General features: G+C 66.1%; 17 protein-coding genes. 7 read left to right on the plus strand and 10 right to left on the minus strand.

Annotated features, from left to right (window positions below; all coding sequences use genetic code 11):
- Positions 1 to 352: 352 nt before the first annotated feature.
- The 3 genes from EZJ19_RS01350 (at position 353) to EZJ19_RS01360 (ending at position 5,703) form a co-directional block, all read left to right on the plus strand.
- Positions 353 to 2,110 carry a hypothetical protein gene (locus EZJ19_RS01350; protein WP_131444508.1) on the plus strand — a complete coding sequence of 586 codons (1,758 nt, stop codon included), beginning with the start codon at positions 353 to 355 and terminating at the stop codon, positions 2,108 to 2,110.
- A 360-nt stretch (positions 2,111 to 2,470) separates the two neighbouring features.
- Positions 2,471 to 4,024: an endonuclease/exonuclease/phosphatase family protein gene (locus tag EZJ19_RS01355; RefSeq protein WP_131444509.1), complete on the plus strand. Its 1,554-nt coding sequence runs from the start codon at positions 2,471 to 2,473 to the stop codon at positions 4,022 to 4,024.
- A gap of 62 nt (positions 4,025 to 4,086) precedes the next feature.
- The gene (locus EZJ19_RS01360; RefSeq protein WP_131444510.1) at positions 4,087 to 5,703 is read left to right on the plus strand and encodes a phospholipase D-like domain-containing protein; all 1,617 of its coding nucleotides are present in this window, start codon (positions 4,087 to 4,089) and stop codon (positions 5,701 to 5,703) included.
- 241 nt (positions 5,704 to 5,944) lie between these two features.
- On the opposite strand, the gene EZJ19_RS01365 is transcribed toward EZJ19_RS01360, so the two are convergent.
- A complete protein-coding gene (locus tag EZJ19_RS01365; RefSeq protein ID WP_131444511.1) occupies positions 5,945 to 6,313 on the minus strand; it encodes a YajD family HNH nuclease in 369 nt (122 codons plus the stop codon).
- 159 nt (positions 6,314 to 6,472) lie between these two features.
- Between EZJ19_RS01365 and EZJ19_RS01370 the strand changes: the two genes are divergently transcribed.
- Entirely contained in the window at positions 6,473 to 7,156 is a 684-nt protein-coding gene (locus EZJ19_RS01370) for an SDR family oxidoreductase (RefSeq protein WP_131444512.1), read from the plus strand.
- A 19-nt stretch (positions 7,157 to 7,175) separates the two neighbouring features.
- Here the strand turns inward: EZJ19_RS01370 and EZJ19_RS01375 are convergent, their stop codons facing one another.
- From EZJ19_RS01375 to rpoE, 6 genes are read right to left on the minus strand one after another with little or no spacing between them, the layout of a single operon-like run.
- Positions 7,176 to 7,409, minus strand: coding sequence for a glutaredoxin family protein (locus tag EZJ19_RS01375; protein ID WP_131444513.1), 234 nt, complete (start codon positions 7,407 to 7,409; stop codon positions 7,176 to 7,178).
- Positions 7,402 to 8,769, minus strand: coding sequence for a DegQ family serine endoprotease (locus tag EZJ19_RS01380; protein ID WP_131444514.1), 1,368 nt, complete (start codon positions 8,767 to 8,769; stop codon positions 7,402 to 7,404). The genes EZJ19_RS01375 and EZJ19_RS01380 overlap by 8 nt, the downstream gene beginning before the upstream one ends.
- 49 nt (positions 8,770 to 8,818) lie before the next feature.
- On the minus strand, positions 8,819 to 9,241 hold the full coding sequence (locus EZJ19_RS01385; RefSeq protein WP_131444515.1) for a SoxR reducing system RseC family protein: 423 nt from the start codon (positions 9,239 to 9,241) through the stop codon (positions 8,819 to 8,821).
- A 4-nt stretch (positions 9,242 to 9,245) separates the two neighbouring features.
- Positions 9,246 to 10,178, minus strand: coding sequence for a MucB/RseB C-terminal domain-containing protein (locus EZJ19_RS01390; protein WP_131444516.1), 933 nt, complete (start codon positions 10,176 to 10,178; stop codon positions 9,246 to 9,248).
- Positions 10,175 to 10,714: a sigma-E factor negative regulatory protein gene (locus EZJ19_RS01395; RefSeq protein WP_131444517.1), complete on the minus strand. Its 540-nt coding sequence runs from the start codon at positions 10,712 to 10,714 to the stop codon at positions 10,175 to 10,177. Before EZJ19_RS01395 ends, EZJ19_RS01390 begins: the two co-directional genes overlap by 4 nt.
- A 2-nt stretch (positions 10,715 to 10,716) precedes the next feature.
- The gene (gene rpoE, locus EZJ19_RS01400) at positions 10,717 to 11,316 is read right to left on the minus strand and encodes an RNA polymerase sigma factor RpoE (protein WP_131444518.1); all 600 of its coding nucleotides are present in this window, start codon (positions 11,314 to 11,316) and stop codon (positions 10,717 to 10,719) included.
- Positions 11,317 to 11,447: 131 nt separating this feature from the next.
- Between rpoE and nadB the strand changes: the two genes are divergently transcribed.
- The gene (gene nadB, locus EZJ19_RS01405; RefSeq protein WP_131444519.1) at positions 11,448 to 13,013 is read left to right on the plus strand and encodes an L-aspartate oxidase; all 1,566 of its coding nucleotides are present in this window, start codon (positions 11,448 to 11,450) and stop codon (positions 13,011 to 13,013) included.
- 350 nt (positions 13,014 to 13,363) lie between these two features.
- Here nadB and EZJ19_RS01410 read toward each other — a convergent pair whose 3' ends face one another.
- Positions 13,364 to 13,600: a hypothetical protein gene (locus EZJ19_RS01410; protein ID WP_131444520.1), complete on the minus strand. Its 237-nt coding sequence runs from the start codon at positions 13,598 to 13,600 to the stop codon at positions 13,364 to 13,366.
- Positions 13,601 to 14,175: 575 nt separating this feature from the next.
- Positions 14,176 to 15,663 (minus strand): leucyl aminopeptidase, encoded by a 1,488-nt coding sequence (locus EZJ19_RS01415; protein WP_131444521.1) that lies wholly within the window; start codon positions 15,661 to 15,663, stop codon positions 14,176 to 14,178.
- Positions 15,664 to 15,757: 94 nt separating this feature from the next.
- Between EZJ19_RS01415 and lptF the strand changes: the two genes are divergently transcribed.
- On the plus strand, positions 15,758 to 16,840 hold the full coding sequence (gene lptF, locus EZJ19_RS01420) for an LPS export ABC transporter permease LptF (protein ID WP_131444522.1): 1,083 nt from the start codon (positions 15,758 to 15,760) through the stop codon (positions 16,838 to 16,840).
- Complete coding sequence (gene lptG / locus EZJ19_RS01425; RefSeq protein ID WP_131444523.1) at positions 16,837 to 17,907, plus strand: LPS export ABC transporter permease LptG; 1,071 nt, start codon at positions 16,837 to 16,839, stop codon at positions 17,905 to 17,907. Before lptF ends, lptG begins: the two co-directional genes overlap by 4 nt.
- Here lptG and EZJ19_RS01430 read toward each other — a convergent pair.
- Positions 17,904 to 18,308: an RDD family protein gene (locus EZJ19_RS01430; protein ID WP_131444524.1), complete on the minus strand. Its 405-nt coding sequence runs from the start codon at positions 18,306 to 18,308 to the stop codon at positions 17,904 to 17,906. The two genes, lptG and EZJ19_RS01430, sit on opposite strands and share 4 nt — an antisense overlap.
- Positions 18,309 to 18,388: the final 80 nt, after the last annotated feature.

Here is an 18,388-nt window from a genome sequence, read left to right on the forward strand (position 1 = left end):
GCCATCGTGTGAGACCGAAGCAGCGGCAGCGCAACTCATGCACGGCGACGCAGCCAACCCGGAAGGCCGCGATTGACCGGCACGCCTCACCTAACCGGGCCTGCTGGCGACCGCCGGCAAGCCGCCAGGCCGTCAGTCCGCCCATTCGCGGGCACGCTACGCCGTCGGAACGGTGGCAACAGGACGGGGCTCAGCCGTGGCGACCTCCTTTGTCGGAGGTCGTATAGGACGTGCAATCCGGCCGGGCCTGCGGCGTTTCCGGACCTGGCCGTCGGCGAGCAAGTCCGGACCCTCCCGGCCGGGGTCGGTACAATGGGGCCAACCATGCGCTCGAGCGATTGAGGAGTAAACGATGTTGTGGACGCTACTGTTCCGGCCGCTCATTGAGTTCTATCAACCGGAAGCAGACGCCGTATCCCTGGTGGTGGAGAAGCAGGACGAGGCCTGGCCGATGAAACCCGACGGCAATGGCAATTGGACTACGCGGCTGCGCCTGCCCTTCAGGCAACTGCACGGGCGTGCCTATCACTTCGAGGTGCGCCGCGCCGGCCGCACCTACGCCGTCGCCGATCCGCTCGCGCCCCGGACGGAGCGTGGCGCCCACGGCATAGGCTCGCGGTTCAGCGATCTCAGCTATCGCTGGCAGACACGGCGCTTCAAGGCGCCCGCCCTGTGCGACCTGGTCATCTACGAGGCGCACCTGCCGGCGCTGAGTCGCCACGAGAGCGCCGCGGTGCATGAAGCGGGGCACCGGGGTACCTACGCGGGGGCGCGTGCCCCGGCGGTACTCGCGCATCTGAAGCGCCTGCAGGTGGCCGTCGAGTTCCTGCCGCTGCACGCAAGCGATGGTCTGCTGGGCCAGGACTGGGGCTATTTCTCCACCTCGTTCCATGCCATGCGGGACGGCTACGCGCACGACAAGTGCGAGGTGAATCGCGAGGTCATGGCGGTGGTGGACGCCATGCATCACCGCGGCATCCCCGTCATCCTCGACGTCGTCTTCAACCACGGCGGCGAGCTGTGGGTCAAAGCCTGGGGGAAGGACGTCGTCTACCGCAAACACGCCAACGGCGACTTCTGCCACGGCTCGGGCTGCGGTCCGACGATACGCAGCGAACACCCGCGTATTCGCGAGCTCATCATCCAAACGCTGCTGCATCTGGTGCGGGACTACCGGTTCGACGGGTTTCGTTTCGACCTGGGCGCATTGCACGACAAGGAGACGATGCTGGCCGTCGACCGGCGCTTGCCGGCGCACCTGTACCTCATTGCCGAACCCTGGGCATTGGGTGGCACGCAATGGGGCAAGGCCGATATGCACGGCGCCTTCGCCGGCACCCGCTGGGCGGTCTGGAACGATGACTTCCGCGAGGCCGGCAAGACCTTCGTCAGCGGCCGGGGCAGCCACCTCGATCGTGATCGACTCATGCGCGCGATCATGGGCAGCCACGTCGACGACGGCGGCTGGGCGTGCCGGCCCCAGCAAAGCATCAACTACCTCTCCAGCCACGACGGCAGGACGCTCGCCGATTTCCTGGACGGGGACAAGCGACGGGTGTTTCTCGGCATGCTGCTGGTGATGACCTCGCAGGGGGTGCCGATGCTGGGTGAGGGGAGCGAGCTCATGCATAGCAAACACGGTCACGACAACAGCTACGATCGCCCGGATCTGAATCGCATCGATTGGCGCAACGGCGACGCGCATGCCGACCTGGTCGAGGCCGTCGCCGGGCTGATCGCCTTGCGCAAGCAGGCGCCCCACTTCCGCTACACGAGACGCCTCGCGCAACGCCAGCACGACAACGGCCGCTGGGACATCGACTGGATCTATCCGACCGGCTACCCCCACCACGACAATGTGAACGCCATCGGCTACATCATCAAGCCACCGCGGGAATCGTCCGTCTGGCGGTGGCGGTGGCCGAAGCTCGTCGTGTTGCTCAACGGCAGTACGGTCGGCGCGAACTTTCGTCTGCCCCAGGGCGAATGGAAGATCATCGTCGACGGGGACGGCCTGAGGGTGGACGCGGACGGCATCGCGGGCGTGCCGCCTGCCCGCACCGATTATCACGTGCACGGCGGGACCGGGGTGGTCTTGGCCCCCGCCTGAGACGCATCGCCGGAGGCGGGCCGGTCCCTCAAGATGCCACCGCCCCGTGGACCGCTCCGGGTGACGGGGCGGCTCGCCGCGCCAGGGCATCCCGTGGCGGCACCGGTCGCGGCCGGCGGCGCGTCGCAGACATGGCTTCGGCCCGGCAGTCCGCGTCGGCACGGCTGGCGCCGGGCGGGCCGCATGGCCGCGGCGGCCGCCGAATGGAATTGAAAGAATCCTCCGGTTGCGCTATAGGTCGCCCGTGCAAGGCGGTTGCGGGGTTTTACCCGGGGATGGGGCCCCAACCGGGTCTGTTCCAACAGGCGGATATTTGCAGCCGCAGGCAGGCTGCCAGTAGCCAACAAGGCGAAAACACGAATGAGCGATAGCAACGAAGCCCAGAACGGTCGCATTCGATTGCAGCATGCCGGCAACGAAGTCGTCCAGGAGGCGGGCCACAGCCGGCAAGACCTGTTCTTCGTCGCCGCAGTCGACAATATCGCCTACGCCAAGCGCGTCGACATACTCTGGGCCGGCCGGGACGGCGTGTGGCACACGCTGCCGGCGACCTTTCACAGCATGGCTGGGGACCACTCCGAATATTGGATCGCCACGGCAAGCCTCCATTTGGCGAGCCATGGCGCGGGGCCGGATGCCATACGTTTCGCCTTGCGTTGCCAGATGCAGGGGGAGGAGCACTGGGACAACAACGGCGGCGCCAACTACGTCTGCCCGGCCCACTCGTACATGCGCCTCGGCGGGGACCGCGCCGTCTTCAACCTCGGACCGACCCAGCGCCTGCATGACCACCAGCGCACGATCGCCGTATCCGTGGCGGTCCATCAGCCGGTCCGCGCCGATCAGGTCGTCGTGCACTGGACCACCGACGACTGGCAGAACGTCCATGTCACGCCGTGCCAGCCGAGAAGCCGCCTGGAGCGCATGCCTGCCGGCGGCCCGGAGGAGGAAGCGTGCGAAATATGGTCGGCCGTGCTCAACGCGGGCGACGCCTTCCGCATTCAGTACAGCGTCTGCTGCGAATCCGGCGAGCAAGCCATCTGGGACAACAACGACTTCGACAACTACAGTCCCAGCCGGAAGCCGCTCAACGTCCTGGTTCTGAACCTGCATTGCCGCCAGGAGGACGATCAGGACTACAAGTTCTCCGAAATCGCCAAGGCCATCGACGAATTGTCCGTGGACGTCGTCTGCCTGCAGGAAGTGTCGGAAGACTGGAACGATGCCCAGGGCGACTGGGCTTCCAACTCGGCCCGGATCATCAACGACCGGCTCGAGAAGCCGTTCCATATCCACAACGATTGGTCGCACCTCGGCTTTGGCCGCTATCGGGAAGGCGTCGCGATACTGAGCCGGTACCCGTTTTCCGAATATGACTCGCGGTATGTGTCGAACAAACGCGACCCCTACAGCATCGACAGCCGGAAAGTGGTGATGGGGAAGATCGCCGTTCCCTATTTCGGCGCGATCAACGTGTTTTCAGTGCATGTCAGCTGGTGGGAGAACGGCTTCGCGGAGCAGTTCGACAACCTGCACCAGTGGGCGAGAAGCCGCCGGGAGACGGGGGTGACGGGGACCTTGCTGTGCGGCGACTTCAACGTCGCGGCCGGCTCGCCGGGATACGCGCGCATCGTGGCGGCCCAGGACTACGACGACCAGTTTCTCGCCGTGCACGCGCCGGCGACCTTTGCGGCCGTGTTTCGGGAACGGAAACCGGGTTGGCAAAGTCTCCTCGCCAATGACGGGCGCATCGATTTCGCATTCCTGGAGAAGTCGAGCGCCCTGAAGGTGACATCCGCAAGGCAGGTGTTCACCGGCACGGAGTACGCCGAGGTTTCCGACCACCAGGGTGTGCTGCTGACTTTCGAGCCGGCATCTGTCTTGCTAGGAAAAAGGAACACCGGGGACCAATAGCTTTCCCCTGCTGGGGGATTCGGCTGAGCGGTCCGGACAGACGCCCGTCGGCAGGGAGTGACATGCAAGCAGCAGAGCAATACGCTGAGCCATACGCTGAGCACTACGCTACGCCCCGATACGGAGAACTGGGGGAGTTTTTCCAGAAAGCCAACGACCTCGGCGAGCCGTTCACCCTGCGCTGGGGAAAGATCGAATTCGACGTCTTCCTGGACGCCGGCGCGAACGTCAAGGTGCTGGTGCAGGTCGACCGTGACCAGGGCATCCGCGAATCCTATATCGTCGACACCGACCCGACCGAGGCCGGCTCGGGGTACCACAAGCGAAGTACCCGGGATTTCTTCATCCTGCCCGATTCGCCCCAGTTCGGACCGGTGCGGTGCGTCAAGTTCGCGTTTATCGTGCATCTCGACGAGCACTCGATTCCATCCCAGTTCGAATACATCTTCATGGATGGCCATCAGGTCCTCGACCCGCGCGCGCAGCAGCGCGCCATCAGCGGGGCCTGGGCGACGCCCAATCGCTATTGCAGCTATGAACTGTCGGCGGACCAGTTGCAGCGCGATGTGGACTGGTACAACGCGCACCAGCGCTCGCTGAACCTGACGCCGAAGTTCACCAAGGGGCAGCCGCAGCACCCCTATCATCCGAAACGCTATATCCACGACCACATCGACAAGGTCATTGCCGCCAAGCGGGAAGACCCGAATCGGCTATGTACCATCAAGGCGAGCGTGGATTGCATCGACGACAGCGACTTCATCAACCATCTGATCTACGCCAGCCGGCGCAACGTCTTCGTCCAGTGCGTCGTGGACTGGCGCAAGATGACCCTGACCAGGAGCGAGAACTATGCGCGCCTGAAGCGTTCCGGGATCGAGTTGATCGGGGTGGTCTGCACCCCGCAGCACCCTCTCATCGAGCTCGCGCCGGACATGCACACCAAGTTCATCATATTCAACGACGAGGATTGCATACTGGGGTCGTTCAACATCACCTTCGACCGATGGTGGGCGAACTGGGAATCCGGCATGACGTTTCAATCCAAGGGCGTATGCCGCCTGCTCGACAACATCTTCCAGAGCCAACGCGGCGGTTTCATCCAGCGATACGGCATCGACCCGATGAGCCCGTTCAACCTGCTGTACACCTTCGGCAGGCACTTCATCCGGGACGGCAAGAACTATCGCCCCCATCACGCGATCATTTCCGAGATCCGCCGCGCCAGGCATTCGCTCAAGCTGTCGTTGTTCCTCATGGGGGAACTGCAGGGCGAACACCACGACAGCGTGGTGGACGCGTTGATCGACGCCAAGGCCCGCGGCGTCGATGTCCATCTCCTACTGAACGGCCACCTGGCCAGGCAGGGGCGGATCGGGGTGGCGCGCACCATGGCGGAGGAACTGGACCGCCCCTTGCTGCCGGTGGTCGACAGGCTCCGGTCGGCCGGCGTCCGCGTGGGCCTGGTCTACGGCCTGCACGACCATGTGGTGCCCTATTCGCCGATACATTCGAAGTACTGTGTCATCGACGGCGCCATCGTGCTGGAAGGCAGCTTCAACTGGTACAACACCTCGGTGTTCTCGCACGACCTGCTGGTCGTGATCAACAGCCGCGACATCGCGCAGGCCTACCTGCACGAATTCGAGCAGATCCAACGGCTGTTCCGGGTCTATTGAGTCCGGCCACCCGGCCAGTCCCCCGGGGCGCCCGATTGGTGCATCACAGGGACATCCGGCCATGAATTGGTGCATCCGCGCCCATCGGCACCCGCACCACCCCCTCGACGACGGCCGCCCCATGGTCAACGCACGGACCGGTTCCCCGCCCCTTTGACGACCACGGCCGAGCATCCCGGCATTTTCGGCAACGGGCCCTCCGCAGGCATTCGCCGGATGGCGACGCCGCCGATCACATAAGCTACCCCTCCCCTTTCTTGGCCTCCATCCTGGCTTTGAGGTCGGCAAAAGGATTGAAGGTCGCCGCCGCTGGCGCCGCTGCGCGATCGCCGCGTCCCTCCATGTCCTTCAGCTTGGCATGCTCATGCTCGTGGCAATAGGTGCACAGCAACTCCCAGTTGCTTCCGTCCGCGGGATTGTCATGGTGGTTGCCGTTCTTGTGATGGACCTCCAGTTGCCGGAGGTTGCTCCGGTCGAAGGTCCGCGCACAGCGGCCGCATACCCATGGGAACAGCTTCAGGGCTTGCTCCCTGTATCCCCGCTCACGCTGCTCGGCGTTACGCCGCGCTTCGAGAACGATCTTGTCCAGTCGGTCGTTGGAATTGGACATCGCAGCCCCGGGTCATTGGAAACTCAGCAGAACATAGACCTTTGTCGGACGCTTTCATACCGGCACCGTCAGCGCGAGCGTCGGGCGGGAACGCCGGCAACGCCCGCCCGGCGGGCAAATGCCTTATCCTGCAACCGGCAAGACTCGTCGGAGGCGGCAATGCTCATACTGATCACCGGTGTCTCGCGCGGGCTCGGCCGGGCCCTGGCGACGGGGTTCATGGACCGCGGCCACACCGTCTACGGCTGCGGGCGCGACCCGGCGGCCATGGCGACGCTGGCGGCCGAATACCCGCGGCCGCACCGCTTCGACATCGTCGACGTCAGCCGCGACGACCAGGTCGCGGCCTGGGCACAAAGCTGCCTGGCCGAGGGGGAAGCACCCGACCTGCTCATCAACAACGCCGCCCTGATCAACCGCAACGCCAGCCTCTGGCGCATCGCCGCCGCCGACTTCGACGCCGTCATCGACGTCAACGTCAAGGGCGTCGCCAACGTCATCCGCCATTTCCTGCCCGCCATGGTCGCTCGCGGCCACGGCGTGGTGGTCAACTTCAGTTCGGGTTGGGGCCGGGAAACGGACCCGGAAGTGGCCCCCTATTGCGCCAGCAAATGGGCCGTCGAGGGCCTGACCAAGGCCCTGGCGCAGGAACTTCCCCGGGGCATGGCCGCCGTCCCGGTGTCACCGGGCATCATCGACACCGACATGCTGCGCAGTTGTTTCGGCACCCAGGCCGCCGCTTATCCGGACGCGACGGAATGGGCCCGCGCGGCCGTACCCTGGCTGCTCGGACTCGGCCGCCACGACAACGGCCGTTCGCTGACCGTGGGCGACCTGCATTGACCCGCGCGGGGCCCCGGAATCAGGCCAGCGCGGCGCGAACGGCGTCCGGATCCAGGAAATAGCGGCAGAGCTCGCGTCCGGCCAGTTCCAGCACCGGCAACAGCTGCCCGTAGCGTTCGGCCACTTCGCCGTCCCAGCCGACCTCGACCTCGCGCAGGGTGAATTCGAGCGTCGGCGCCAGGGCGACCAGGCCGGCCTTCATCTCGTCGCAGAGATGGCAGCCGGCCCGCGTATACAGCACCAGCTCAGTCAAGACGCAGCGGGATGTACAGGGAACCGTCGCCGCGCTTGATCAGCAGGGCGATGCTCTTGCGGCCCTTGACGTTGACCGCGCGGGACAGTTCCGCGGCGCTGTTGACCGGCTGGTTCCCGGCCGCGACGATGACGTCGCCGGGACGGATGCCGGCGCGTGCCGCCGCCCCCACCGACTCCTCGACCAGGACGCCGGAATCCACGTTGAGCTGGGTCTTCTGCTCGGGCCGGAGGCTGCTCACCGCCAGGCCGGCCGGGTCCGGCTTGCCGTCCTCGGACACCGCCACGGCACCGGCATCGGCCTCGCCCACCTTGACCGTGACGTCGCGGGTGGCGCCCTTGCGCCAGACGGACATGACCACCTGGCTGCCCGGCTTGGTGGCCGCCACCATGCGGGGCAGGTCGATGGAGTTGTCGACCGGCTTGCCGTCGTAGCCGAGGATGATGTCGGAAGGCTTGATGCCGGCCTTCTCGGCCGGACTGTCGGCCTCGACCTCCGAGACCAGCGCACCGCGCGGCTTGCCGAGGCCGAAGGAGTCGGCCAGGTCGGCGGTGACCTCCTGGATCATCACGCCGAGGCGCCCGCGGCTGACCTTGCCGCCGGCCTTGATCTGCTCGGCCACCTCCATGGCGACGTCGATGGGGATGGCGAAGGACAGGCCCATGTAGCCACCCGACCGGGAGATGATCTGCGAGTTCATGCCCACCACCTCGCCGCGCATGTTGAACAGCGGGCCGCCCGAGTTGCCCGGGTTCACGGCCACGTCGGTCTGGATGAACGGGGTGTAGCTGCCGTGCGGCAGGGCCCGCCCCTTGGCCGAGACGATGCCGGCGGTGACCGAGTTCTCGAAGCCGAACGGCGCGCCGATCGCCAGCACCCATTCGCCGACCTTGAGCTTGTCGGGGTCGCCGATGGCCACCTTGGGCAGATGGTCGGCCTTGATCTTGAGCAGGGCGACGTCGGACTTCTCGTCGCTGCCGATCACCTTGGCACGGAACTCGCGCCGGTCGGGCAGCTTCACGGTCACCTCGTCGGCCCCGTCGACGACGTGGGTGTTGGTCAGGATGTAGCCATCCGAGGAGACGATGAAGCCGGAGCCCTGGCCGTGCCGCGGCCGGCCAAAGCCGTTCTCGGGCGCGCCCATGTCGGGCATGCCGAAACGCTTGAACAATTCGGCCATCTCGTCCGGCATCCGGTTGCCGCGGGCGCCCGCCGCGGGTTTGGCGTCCTGGGTGGTGGTGATGTTGACCACGGACGGCGACTGCTTTTCGACCAGGTCGGTGAAGTCGGGCAGCGTGCCGGCTTGGGCGACGCCGGCCACGCCGAAGGCGAGGATGATCCAGGCAATACATTTCTTCATGTCTACCTCTCCGAAACCAGATTGAAGTCGAGGCCCGGGCGGGCCGGGATCAAGCCACCGAGCAGCCGGCGGAACCTCGCCTGAGGATGACCGGCGCCGTTGCGGCGTGCCGGCGTTTCAGCCAGAGCGCCGCGACCGCCAGGCCGGCCACACCTCCTGCGACCGCCCAGCCCTCGCCCCAGTTCCCGCCCAGCAGCGCCCCGAGCAGCAGGAGCAGCAGCGGCACGACATAGGCGGACAACGCGGCGCGCAACAGGGAACCTTCCTCGATGCCCACGACGACGTTGTCGCCGGGTTCGGCGTCGATCGGGTTCGACACGGCATATTCCGGTTCGTGGGGATGCAGCATGCGGGCGAAGGTGGAACTGCCGCAGCCCTTGCCGCCGCAGGCGCCGCAGGAACTGGGACTTTCGCTGCGCACCCAGGCGATGTCGCCCTCGACCCGGACCACCCGCGCGGAATTCTCGATCATCGGCTCAGCGCACCGCCAGGTTGGTGGCCACGGCCTCGACCGCGGGCCAGGGCGCGTCGCCCAGCACGGTGACCTGGTAGGGGCCGAGCTTGCGGGTGAGCATGTTCATCATGCCGTGCGTGCTTTGGCCGCGGATGCTGATCAGGTTCTTGGGCGCCGGCTCGACGAACATCGAGATATGGCTGAGGCCGTCGCTGAACACCCAGTGCTCGACCTCGCCGTTGCGGTTGGGCAGCTTGCGCTTGATGGCAACCTCCTTGATGAAGCCGGGCGGCAGGAAGCGGACCGCGATGGCCCCGGTATCGAGGGGCCGCAGGTCGTCCGACGGGGCCACCGCGGGCGGCTCCGGCTCCGGCTTGCTCTGGCCGCCCGTGCGCACGCTGGTGAAGGCGTACTGGACCAGGGTGTGGCCGGCACCGTCGACCATCACGGCCTTGAGCGGCAAGCCGGTGAGTTGATCGGCGCAGAGTTGATAACCCCAGCGGTAGCGGTCGCGCGGCACCAGTTCCACGGTGCGGCATTCCTGGCCGGCAACCCGGTCCAGGTCGCCCAGGCGCACGGAATAGTTGTCGATCAGCTTGGCCGTCTTCTCCGGCAGCAGGTCCGGAAAGTGCCGGCTGCCCAGGCGGCGCTCCAGGCGCTGGCCCTTGGCATCCCACACCAGGGTCACCGACTCGTTGCGATAGCAGCGGATCTCGCGTTGCTTGCCGTCCAGGACCACCAGCCGGCTGGTGCTGGTCAGGCCGCTGCTATGGTTCTCGACCTGGATGGTCTTCATGCGGTCGCCCATCTGCATGACGAAGATGCCCTCGTAGGGTAGCTTGCGCGAGGCATCGGAAATGCGCTGCAGCCAGGAGGCCCCTTCGGCGTCGGGAACTTCGGTCCCGGCCCAGGCTGGCGCGGCGAGTGCCGCGGCCAGCACGAGCGCATAGATCATCGTTCGCCTCCGGCGAGGGACACCTGGGTGAAACGCATCTCGGGTTCGCCGGCGACCGCATAGGCGTAGTCCTGATGGGCGGCGAGATAAGGCTGGGCCTCGTCGTTCGAGGCCGAGGCGAGGGTAGCCGGAGTGACCGCGTTGGCCGGGGCGTTGACCGCCACCGGGGCGATCGGGCCGACACCTTCCTGCGGCGACAGGCTCAGCACGCCCCAGGCGATGGCGGCGACCGCGGCGGCGGCGGCCGCGAGATAGTATGGCCGCGGGGTATCGTGCTTGGCCGCCATGGGCGCCAGGACGGTCGGCTCGTCGGCCAGGGCGGCGCCGATGCGTGCGGTCAGGTCCGGACGCCGCCCGCCGCAACCGCGCAGGGCGTCGCCGATCAGGCTGTAGTCGGCCCAACGCCGGGCGGCATCGGGGTCGAGATGGGCAAGATGGCGCTTGGCGGTTTCCGTTTCGAGTTCACCGTCGAACAAAGCCGACAACCAACTCTCCTCGTCGGCATCGGGTTTTCGCATCGCGTTCAGTTCAGTCATCTTCACCACCTTTTGTCTTCGGACGTACCGAGTATCGGCCGCAGCTTGGCGGCGATAGCCTCGCGCGCCCGGAAAATCCGGGATCGCACGGTGCCGATGGGGCAACCCATCATCTCGGCGATCTCCTCGTAACTCAAGCCCTCCATCTCCCGCAGGGTGATGGCAGTGCGCAACTCCTCGGGCAGGGCCTCGACGACCTGGTTGACCGCCATGGCCACCTGCTTGGACAGCAACTCCGACTCCGGCGTACTGATGTCCTGCGCGACCAGGCGCTCGTCGGGCTCGTCGTCGTCGTCCAGTGCCTGCTCGCTGATGGTCGGCATGGACTTCTTGCGCGTCGCCAGATAGTTCTTGGCCGTGTTTACGCCGATCCGGTACAGCCAGGTGTAGAAGGCCGAGTCGCCGCGGAAATTGGGCAAGGCCCGGTACGCCTTGATGAAGGTTTCCTGGGCGATATCGTCGACTTCGTCCGGGTCGCGCACCATGCGCGACAACAGCCTGAGCAAGCGCCGGTGATACTTCTCGACCAACAGCTCGAACGCCCGCTTGTCGCCCAAGCGCGCTCGTTCCACCAGCTGCCGGTCAATATCCTGTTCGCTCATGATCGATTCATACGGAGCATGGAAGCCCCTGGCCCACCCTTTCCATCAAAACCGGGCTAGTATAACCGTCACTGAAGCGCCAGTACTGCGCTACTGACATCGGCCACGCCACGTAAGTTCCCCCTCGCACCATGCAAGATTACGACGTCCTCATCATCGGTTCCGGCCTCGCCGCCTGCACGCTCGCCCTCTCCCTGCCCGAGCACCTGCGCATCCTGATGATCACCAAGAAGACCTTCGGCGACAGTTCCAGCGCCATGGCCCAGGGCGGCATCGCGGCCGCCTTCTCCAACGAGGACAGCTTCGCCGACCACATCCGCGACACCCTGGTCGCCGGGGCCGGGTTGTGCGACGAGGCCGCCGTGCGCTACGTCGTCGAACACGGCCCGGACGCCATCAAGTGGCTGATCTGGCAGGGCGTGCCGTTCGACCGCGAGAACAACGGCTACCACCTGACCCGCGAGGGCGGCCACAGCCAGCGCCGCATCTTCCACGTCGCCGACGCCACCGGTGCGGGTGTCCAGGAAACCCTGATGGCCAGGCTGCGCGCCGCGCCCAACGTCGAGTTCAAGGAACGCCACATCGCCATCGACCTGATCACCGGACGCAAGCTCGGTCTCGACGACAAGCGCGTCTACGGCGCCTACGTCCTGGACGCCGACGCCGACCAGGTCGAAACCATCGCCGCCGGCCATACGGTGCTCGCCACCGGCGGCGCCGGCAAGGTATTCCTCTACACCTCCAACCCCGACACCGCCACCGGCGACGGCGTCGCCATGGCCTGGCGGGCCGGCTGCCGGGTCGCCAACCTGGAATTCGTGCAATTCCATCCGACCTGCCTGTACCACCCGCAGGCCAAGTCCTTCCTGATCACCGAGGCCATGCGCGGCGAGGGCGCCGTGCTGCGCCTGCCCGACGGCACCCGCTTCATGCCCGAGCACGACGAGCGGGCCGAACTGGCGCCGCGCGACATCGTCGCCCGCGCCATCGACTTCGAGATGAAGAAGCGCGGCCTCGACTGCGTCTACCTGGACATCACGCACCAGCCGGCCAAGTTCATCGTCGGCCACTTCCCCAACATCTATGCCCGCTGCAAGGAACTCGGCATCGACATCACGCGCGAATGGATACCGGTCGCGCCGGCCGCCCATTACACCTGCGGCGGGGTCCTGGTGGACGAGAACAGCCGCACCGACCTGGAGAACCTCTACGCCATCGGCGAGACCACCTGCACCGGCCTGCACGGGGCCAACCGGCTGGCCAGCAACTCCCTGCTCGAGTGCCTGGTCTACGGCCGCGCCGCGGCGGCGGACATCGTCCGCGGCACCCCCGCCGAGGCACCCGTGTTGCCCGACTGGGACGAGAGCCGGGTTACCGACGCGGACGAGCAGATCGTCATTACCCACAACTGGCACGAGCTGCGCAGCTTCATGTGGGACTACGTCGGCATCGTGCGCACCAACAAGCGCCTGGAGCGGGCGGTGCACCGCATCCGCCTGCTGCGCCAGGAGATCCACGAGTACTACAGCAACTTCCGGGTCAGCAACGACCTGATCGAGTTGCGCAACCTGGTCGAGACGGCCGGCCTCATGGTGCGTTGCGCCCAGGCCCGGCACGAGAGCCGGGGCCTGCACGCGTCGAGGGATTATCCGGAGCTGTTACCGGAGGCCAGGAATACGGTGCTGGAACCGGAGTAGGCAGTTTTCTCCCCTCGCCCTTTGGGAGAGGGACGTGGGCGAGAGGGCGTAACGGTTAATTTGCCTTACCGCCAAAGCCAGGACATCACTTCGCAAACGGCTCAGGCCGGGAGGCGCCCGGCAACGCCTGACTTTCTTTGCTCGTGCAAAGAAAGTCAGCAAAGAAAGCACACCCCACTTCACCGCCCTTCGGGTTCCCAAATTCTTGGCAAACATTCGGGCGGCTGCGCAACTCGCCCTGCGGGCTCAAACAGTGCTCGCCGACATCCCCCGAATATTCGCCAAGAATTTGGCGGCTCAGAGGGGAAGGGACAACGCCCCCACCCTGCCCTCCCCAGCTTGCGGTGGGCTCATCGAGCATCGAATTTCACGCCGGAAAAGATCGTAAACAACACACCAACGCAGAAGGGAATCGCCAATATCTTCACGGCGGCATAGTGACTATCGGTCAACCAATATCCGATGAAAGCGAGGAGGCCTGCCAGCGCACAAAACGACAAACCCAACAAGATAAACAAGCGTCCCATTGCCGTTCTACGCCCAGGCAAATCGATCAGTTTGGTCTTGCCCCGAACCAGGTTGATCAACACATACGCGAACGGGGCCGTCGCCAAGAGATATGGACAACATGCCAAATGGCCCCATCATGACGAATAAGGCAACACACCCTGCAATGGACAGAGTGAGCACAAAGGCTGCCACAGAAAATTTGGCAACCATCCCTGTATCCAACCTAATGATTCTTATGCTTCTCGAAGCATAAGACGCCGTCCTAACACAGTAAACACGGACATGGACAAAGGGTGTGTTCCCCCTCAGCCGGAGCCGGGATTTCGGGGCGAGGACGGGGGAAGTCGGCGAAAGGTGTCTGAGCGCAGCGAGTTCTTTCGCCGCCCGGCCTCGATCCGAAATCCCGGGGTTTCGACGGATGCGGGGCGTGTTTTCTTTGCTTACTTTCTTTGCACGAGTAAAGAAAGTGAGGCGCTGCCGGGCACCCCCGGCCAAACCCCGCGAAACCGACGGAAAGGCTCCGGGAAGCCAACGTCCATCCGCCGGGCACACCCCCTGAGATTTGATTCAGCAGGGCTCCCGGCGCCATGACGACGGAATCAAGATGGATCGAGGCTTCCCGTCGCCGCCGCCCGGGACGGGAATGGCGCGGTTATTTCTGCGCCCGTCCGGCCAGGAAATGCACCAGCAGCGGCACCGGACGGCCGGTGCCGCCCTTCTCCTTGCCCGACTTCCAGGCCGTGCCGGCAATGTCCAGGTGCGCCCACTTGTACTTCTTGGTGAAACGCGACAGGAAGGCCGAGGCCGTGATGGTGCCGGCCGGGCGGCCGCCGATGTTGGCCATGTCGGCGAAATTGCTCTTCAGCTGGTCCTGGTACTCGTCCAGCAGGGGCAGCTGCCAGCAGCGGTCGCCGGCCTGTTCCCCGGCCTGGTAGACCTCGCGCGCCAGGGCATCGTCGTTGGCGAGCAGACCGGAGACGACGTGGCCGAGGGCGATCACGCAGGCCCCGGTCAGGGTGGCGATGTCGATCACCGCGGCCGGCTCGAAGCGTTCGGCGTAGGTCAGCGCGTCGCACAGGATCAGCCGCCCCTCGGCGTCGGTGTTGAGCACTTCGATGGTCTGGCCGGACATCGAGGTGACGATGTCGCCCGGCTTGTTGGCCCCCCCACTCGGCATGTTCTCGCAGGTCGGAATCAGGCCCACCACGTTCAGGGGCAGCTTCAACTCGGCGACCGCCTGCAGGGTGCCGAGCACCGAGGCGGCACCGCACATGTCGTACTTCATCTCGTCCATCTCGGCGGCCGGCTTGAGCGAGATGCCGCCGGAATCGAAGGTGATGCCCTTGCCGACCAGGACGACCGGCTTGTCCGACTTGGCGCCACCGCGGTATTCCATGACGATGAACTTGGGCGGCTGCTCGGAACCCTTGGCGACGGAAAGCAGGGAGCCCATGCCGAGCTTCTCCATGTCCTTCTGGCCGAGCACCTGGATCTTCATCTTGCCGGCCTCGGCCAGGGCCTTGGCGCGATCGGCCAGGTAGCCGGGCGTGCAGACGTTGCCCGGCAGGTTGCCCAGGTCCTTGGCCAGATTGACGCCGTTGACGATGGCCTGGCCGCGGGCGACCCCGGCCTCGGTCACCCCGGCGACGCCGGCGCCGACCATCAGGGTCAGCTTGCGCAGGGCTTTCTTGTCGTCGTCCTTGTGGCTCTTCATGCCGTCGAAGCGGTACGCCGCCTCGCCCGCCATGACGACGATCTGCTCGGCCTTCCAGCCCGGGTCGTGCAGGCCCACCGGCACCTCGGGCAGGAAGACCGCCGCTTCGCTCGCGCCGGTGCCGGCCAGGGCCTTGATGGCGGTGCGGGCGGCATCCCGGAAAGCCTTCTCGCCGAATTCCTCTTCCTTGCCGAGACCGACCAGCAACACCCGCTCGCAAACCAGGCCGGCCGGGTTGTGGAGAATCAGCGTGGAGCCGGCACGGCCATCCACGTCGCCGCGTTTGATCAGGGCAGCGAGCACGCCTCCGCCGGCCAGGTCGAGCGCCTGGGCGGCGGGCGTCAGCTTGCCCGGCTCGTAGACGCCGACGACGGCGCAGGGGGTCTTCATCTTCTCGGGGCTACGGCTTTTTATGCTAAATTCCACGGCGAACTCCTAAGTCAAACGGTTCTGTCTCGGACGATCGATAGGGCGGCACCCGCTCCGGGTGCGCCTGGGCCCCACCAGCATAAATCAAAGCATGCGCCTCTACCAAAGAGCCCTCCTGCGGGAAATGACCGCCACATCGGGGATCGCGCTGGGCGTCGTGTCGGCCATCATGCTGGTCATCCTGTCGGTACGCATCCTGGGTACCGCGGCCCTGGGCGAGATCGGCGTCTCGGCGGTCCTGCCGTTCATCACCTTCGGCTACCTGCGCTTTCTCCACATCCTGCTCGCCCTGGCGCTCTTCATCGGCGTCCTGCTGACCTTCTCGCGTTACTGGCAGGACAGCGAGATGGTGATCTGGTCGGGGGCGGGCCTGTCGCCGCTGGCCTGGATACCGTCGGTGCTGCGCCTGTCCGTGCCGATCACCCTGATCATCGGCACCCTCAGCCTGGCGCTCAACCCCTGGCTGGCACAGCAGCGTACCGAATACGAAAACTACCTGACGGTGAAGAAGGACGAGGCGGCCGACCTGACTCCCGGCCTGTTCGCCGAGACCCAGCGCGGCACCCGGGTGTATTTCGTCGAGAGCCTCAAGGAACGCGGCCCGGACGTGCGCAACATCTTCATCCAGTCCGAGGACCAGGGCCGCACCGGCATCGTGGTGGCCAACCAGGGTTCGGTCCAGCAGATGCCGAACGGCGACCGCTTCCTGGTCCTCGACACCGGCCGCCGCTACGAGGGCATCCCCGGCCAGGCCGACTACCGGGTCGCCGACTTCCTCCACTACGGCTTCCGCCTGGACCCCGCCAAGGTCAAGACCAAGACGGCCCCGCCCAGGGAGCGCGACACCGCCTACCTGCTGGCCAACCCGAGCCCCGGCAACCAGGCGGAACTGGCCTGGCGCATCGGCACCCCGATCAGCGCCCTGATGCTGTCGCTGTTCGCCGTGCCGATCAGCTTCATCAACCCGCGCGCCGGGCGTTCCTTGAACATCCTGCTCGCCATCCTGTTGTTCACCCTGTACATCAACGTCGTCAGCCTGAGCCAGTCCTGGGTCAGCCACGGCAGCCTGGGCGCCGGGGCCAGCCTGGCCCTGGTGCACGGCATGGCCCTGGCCCTCCTGGTGGCGAGCTACTGGTGGCGCTACGGGCGCGCCCTCACCAGGGGCCGGCGATGACCCTGCTGTTCCGTTACCTGAGCGGCCAGATACTGGCCTCCTTCGGTCTCGCCCTGACCGCCCTGCTGCTGCTGTTCGGCATCTTCGACCTGATGAACGAGCTCGATTCCCTGCGCGACGACTACACGGTCGGCCGCGCCGTCATCTACGTCCTGCTCAGCATGCCCGGCCGGGCCCAGGAACTGCTGCCGATCGCCGCCCTGCTCGGGGCCATCTTCGCCCTGGCGCGGCTGGCGGCCACCTCCGAGTTCACGGTCATGCGCGCGTCCGGCCTGAGCACCGGCCGCCTGGTCGGCTATATGGCGGCCCTCGGCCTGCTGCTCGGCGTCGCCACCCTGCTGGTCGGCGAGTACCTGACGCCACCCGCCGAGCGCCTGGCCCAGCAGATCAAGATCCGCAGCACCACCGGCATCGTCGCCCAGCAGTTCCGCTCCGGGCTCTGGGCCAAGGATGGCGGAACCTTCATCAACATCCGCCAGATGCGCCCGGATACGAGCCTGGTCGACGTGCGCATGTATGAATTCGACGACGCCTTCCGGCTGCTCCGCATCCGCATCGCCCGCACCGCCAACTGGTCCGACAGCGGCCACTGGCAACTGCACGACGTGACCGACACCTCACTCGGGGAAACCGGCACCCAGGTGGTCCGGCGCCCGGAACTGGACTGGCAGTCGCCGATTTCGCCCGACCTGCTGTCCGTGCTGATGGTCAACCCGGACCGCATGGCGGTCAGCACCCTGTATTCCTACATCAGTTACCTGAACGCCAACCATCAGAAGGCGACCCGCTACGAGATCGCCCTCTGGAGCAAGCTCGCCTCGCCTCTGGCCGCCCCGGTGATGCTGCTCCTGGCGCTGCCGTTCGCCTACCAGCAGGCGCGCGGCGGCAAGATCGGCAATCGGGTCCTGCTGGGCATCCTGATCGGCCTCGGCTTCCACCTGATCAACCGGATGTCGGGCAACCTGGGCTTGCTCAACGACTGGCCGCCCACCCTGAGCGCCCTGCTGCCGCTGACGGTATTCTCGATCGCGGCCCTGGTCGCGCTCCGACGCGTGGAGACGCGCTAGGCCGCCACCAGGCGGGTGTCGGCCAGGCGGTCGTGCAGGAACAGCCGGTCGCGGTCGAAGAACGCCCACAGGAAACCCATCCCACCCGCCGCCAGCCCCACTGCCGCGAGGCCATAGCGCAGCCAGGCCCGGCCGAAGCCGAGCCGCATGCCACCGACCTCGACGACGCGGATGCGCCAGGTCTTCATGGCCAGGGTCTGGCCGCCATGGCACCAGAACCAGGTGAGATAGACGCCCGCAACCAGAAACAGCCAGGCCTGGTAAAGGTGCCTGGCACGGCCGGCGCTGACGTCGGGCAACAGGCCGACGACCAGGAGGCCCGCCAGGAACAGCACGGCGCCGAGCAGCAGGGCATCGTAGAAAAGGCTGGCGAAACGACGGGCGAGGGACGGTGTTTGCATGGCCCCGCAACTATACCGTTATTTTCGTTTGCGATTCCGGCGGACGATGGATATAATCCGCCGTTCTCTGCATAGCCGAT

Origin of the sequence: Parasulfuritortus cantonensis (assembly GCF_004337445.1) — a bacterium.
GTDB classification, from domain to species: Bacteria; Pseudomonadota; Gammaproteobacteria; order Burkholderiales; family Thiobacillaceae; genus Parasulfuritortus; species Parasulfuritortus cantonensis.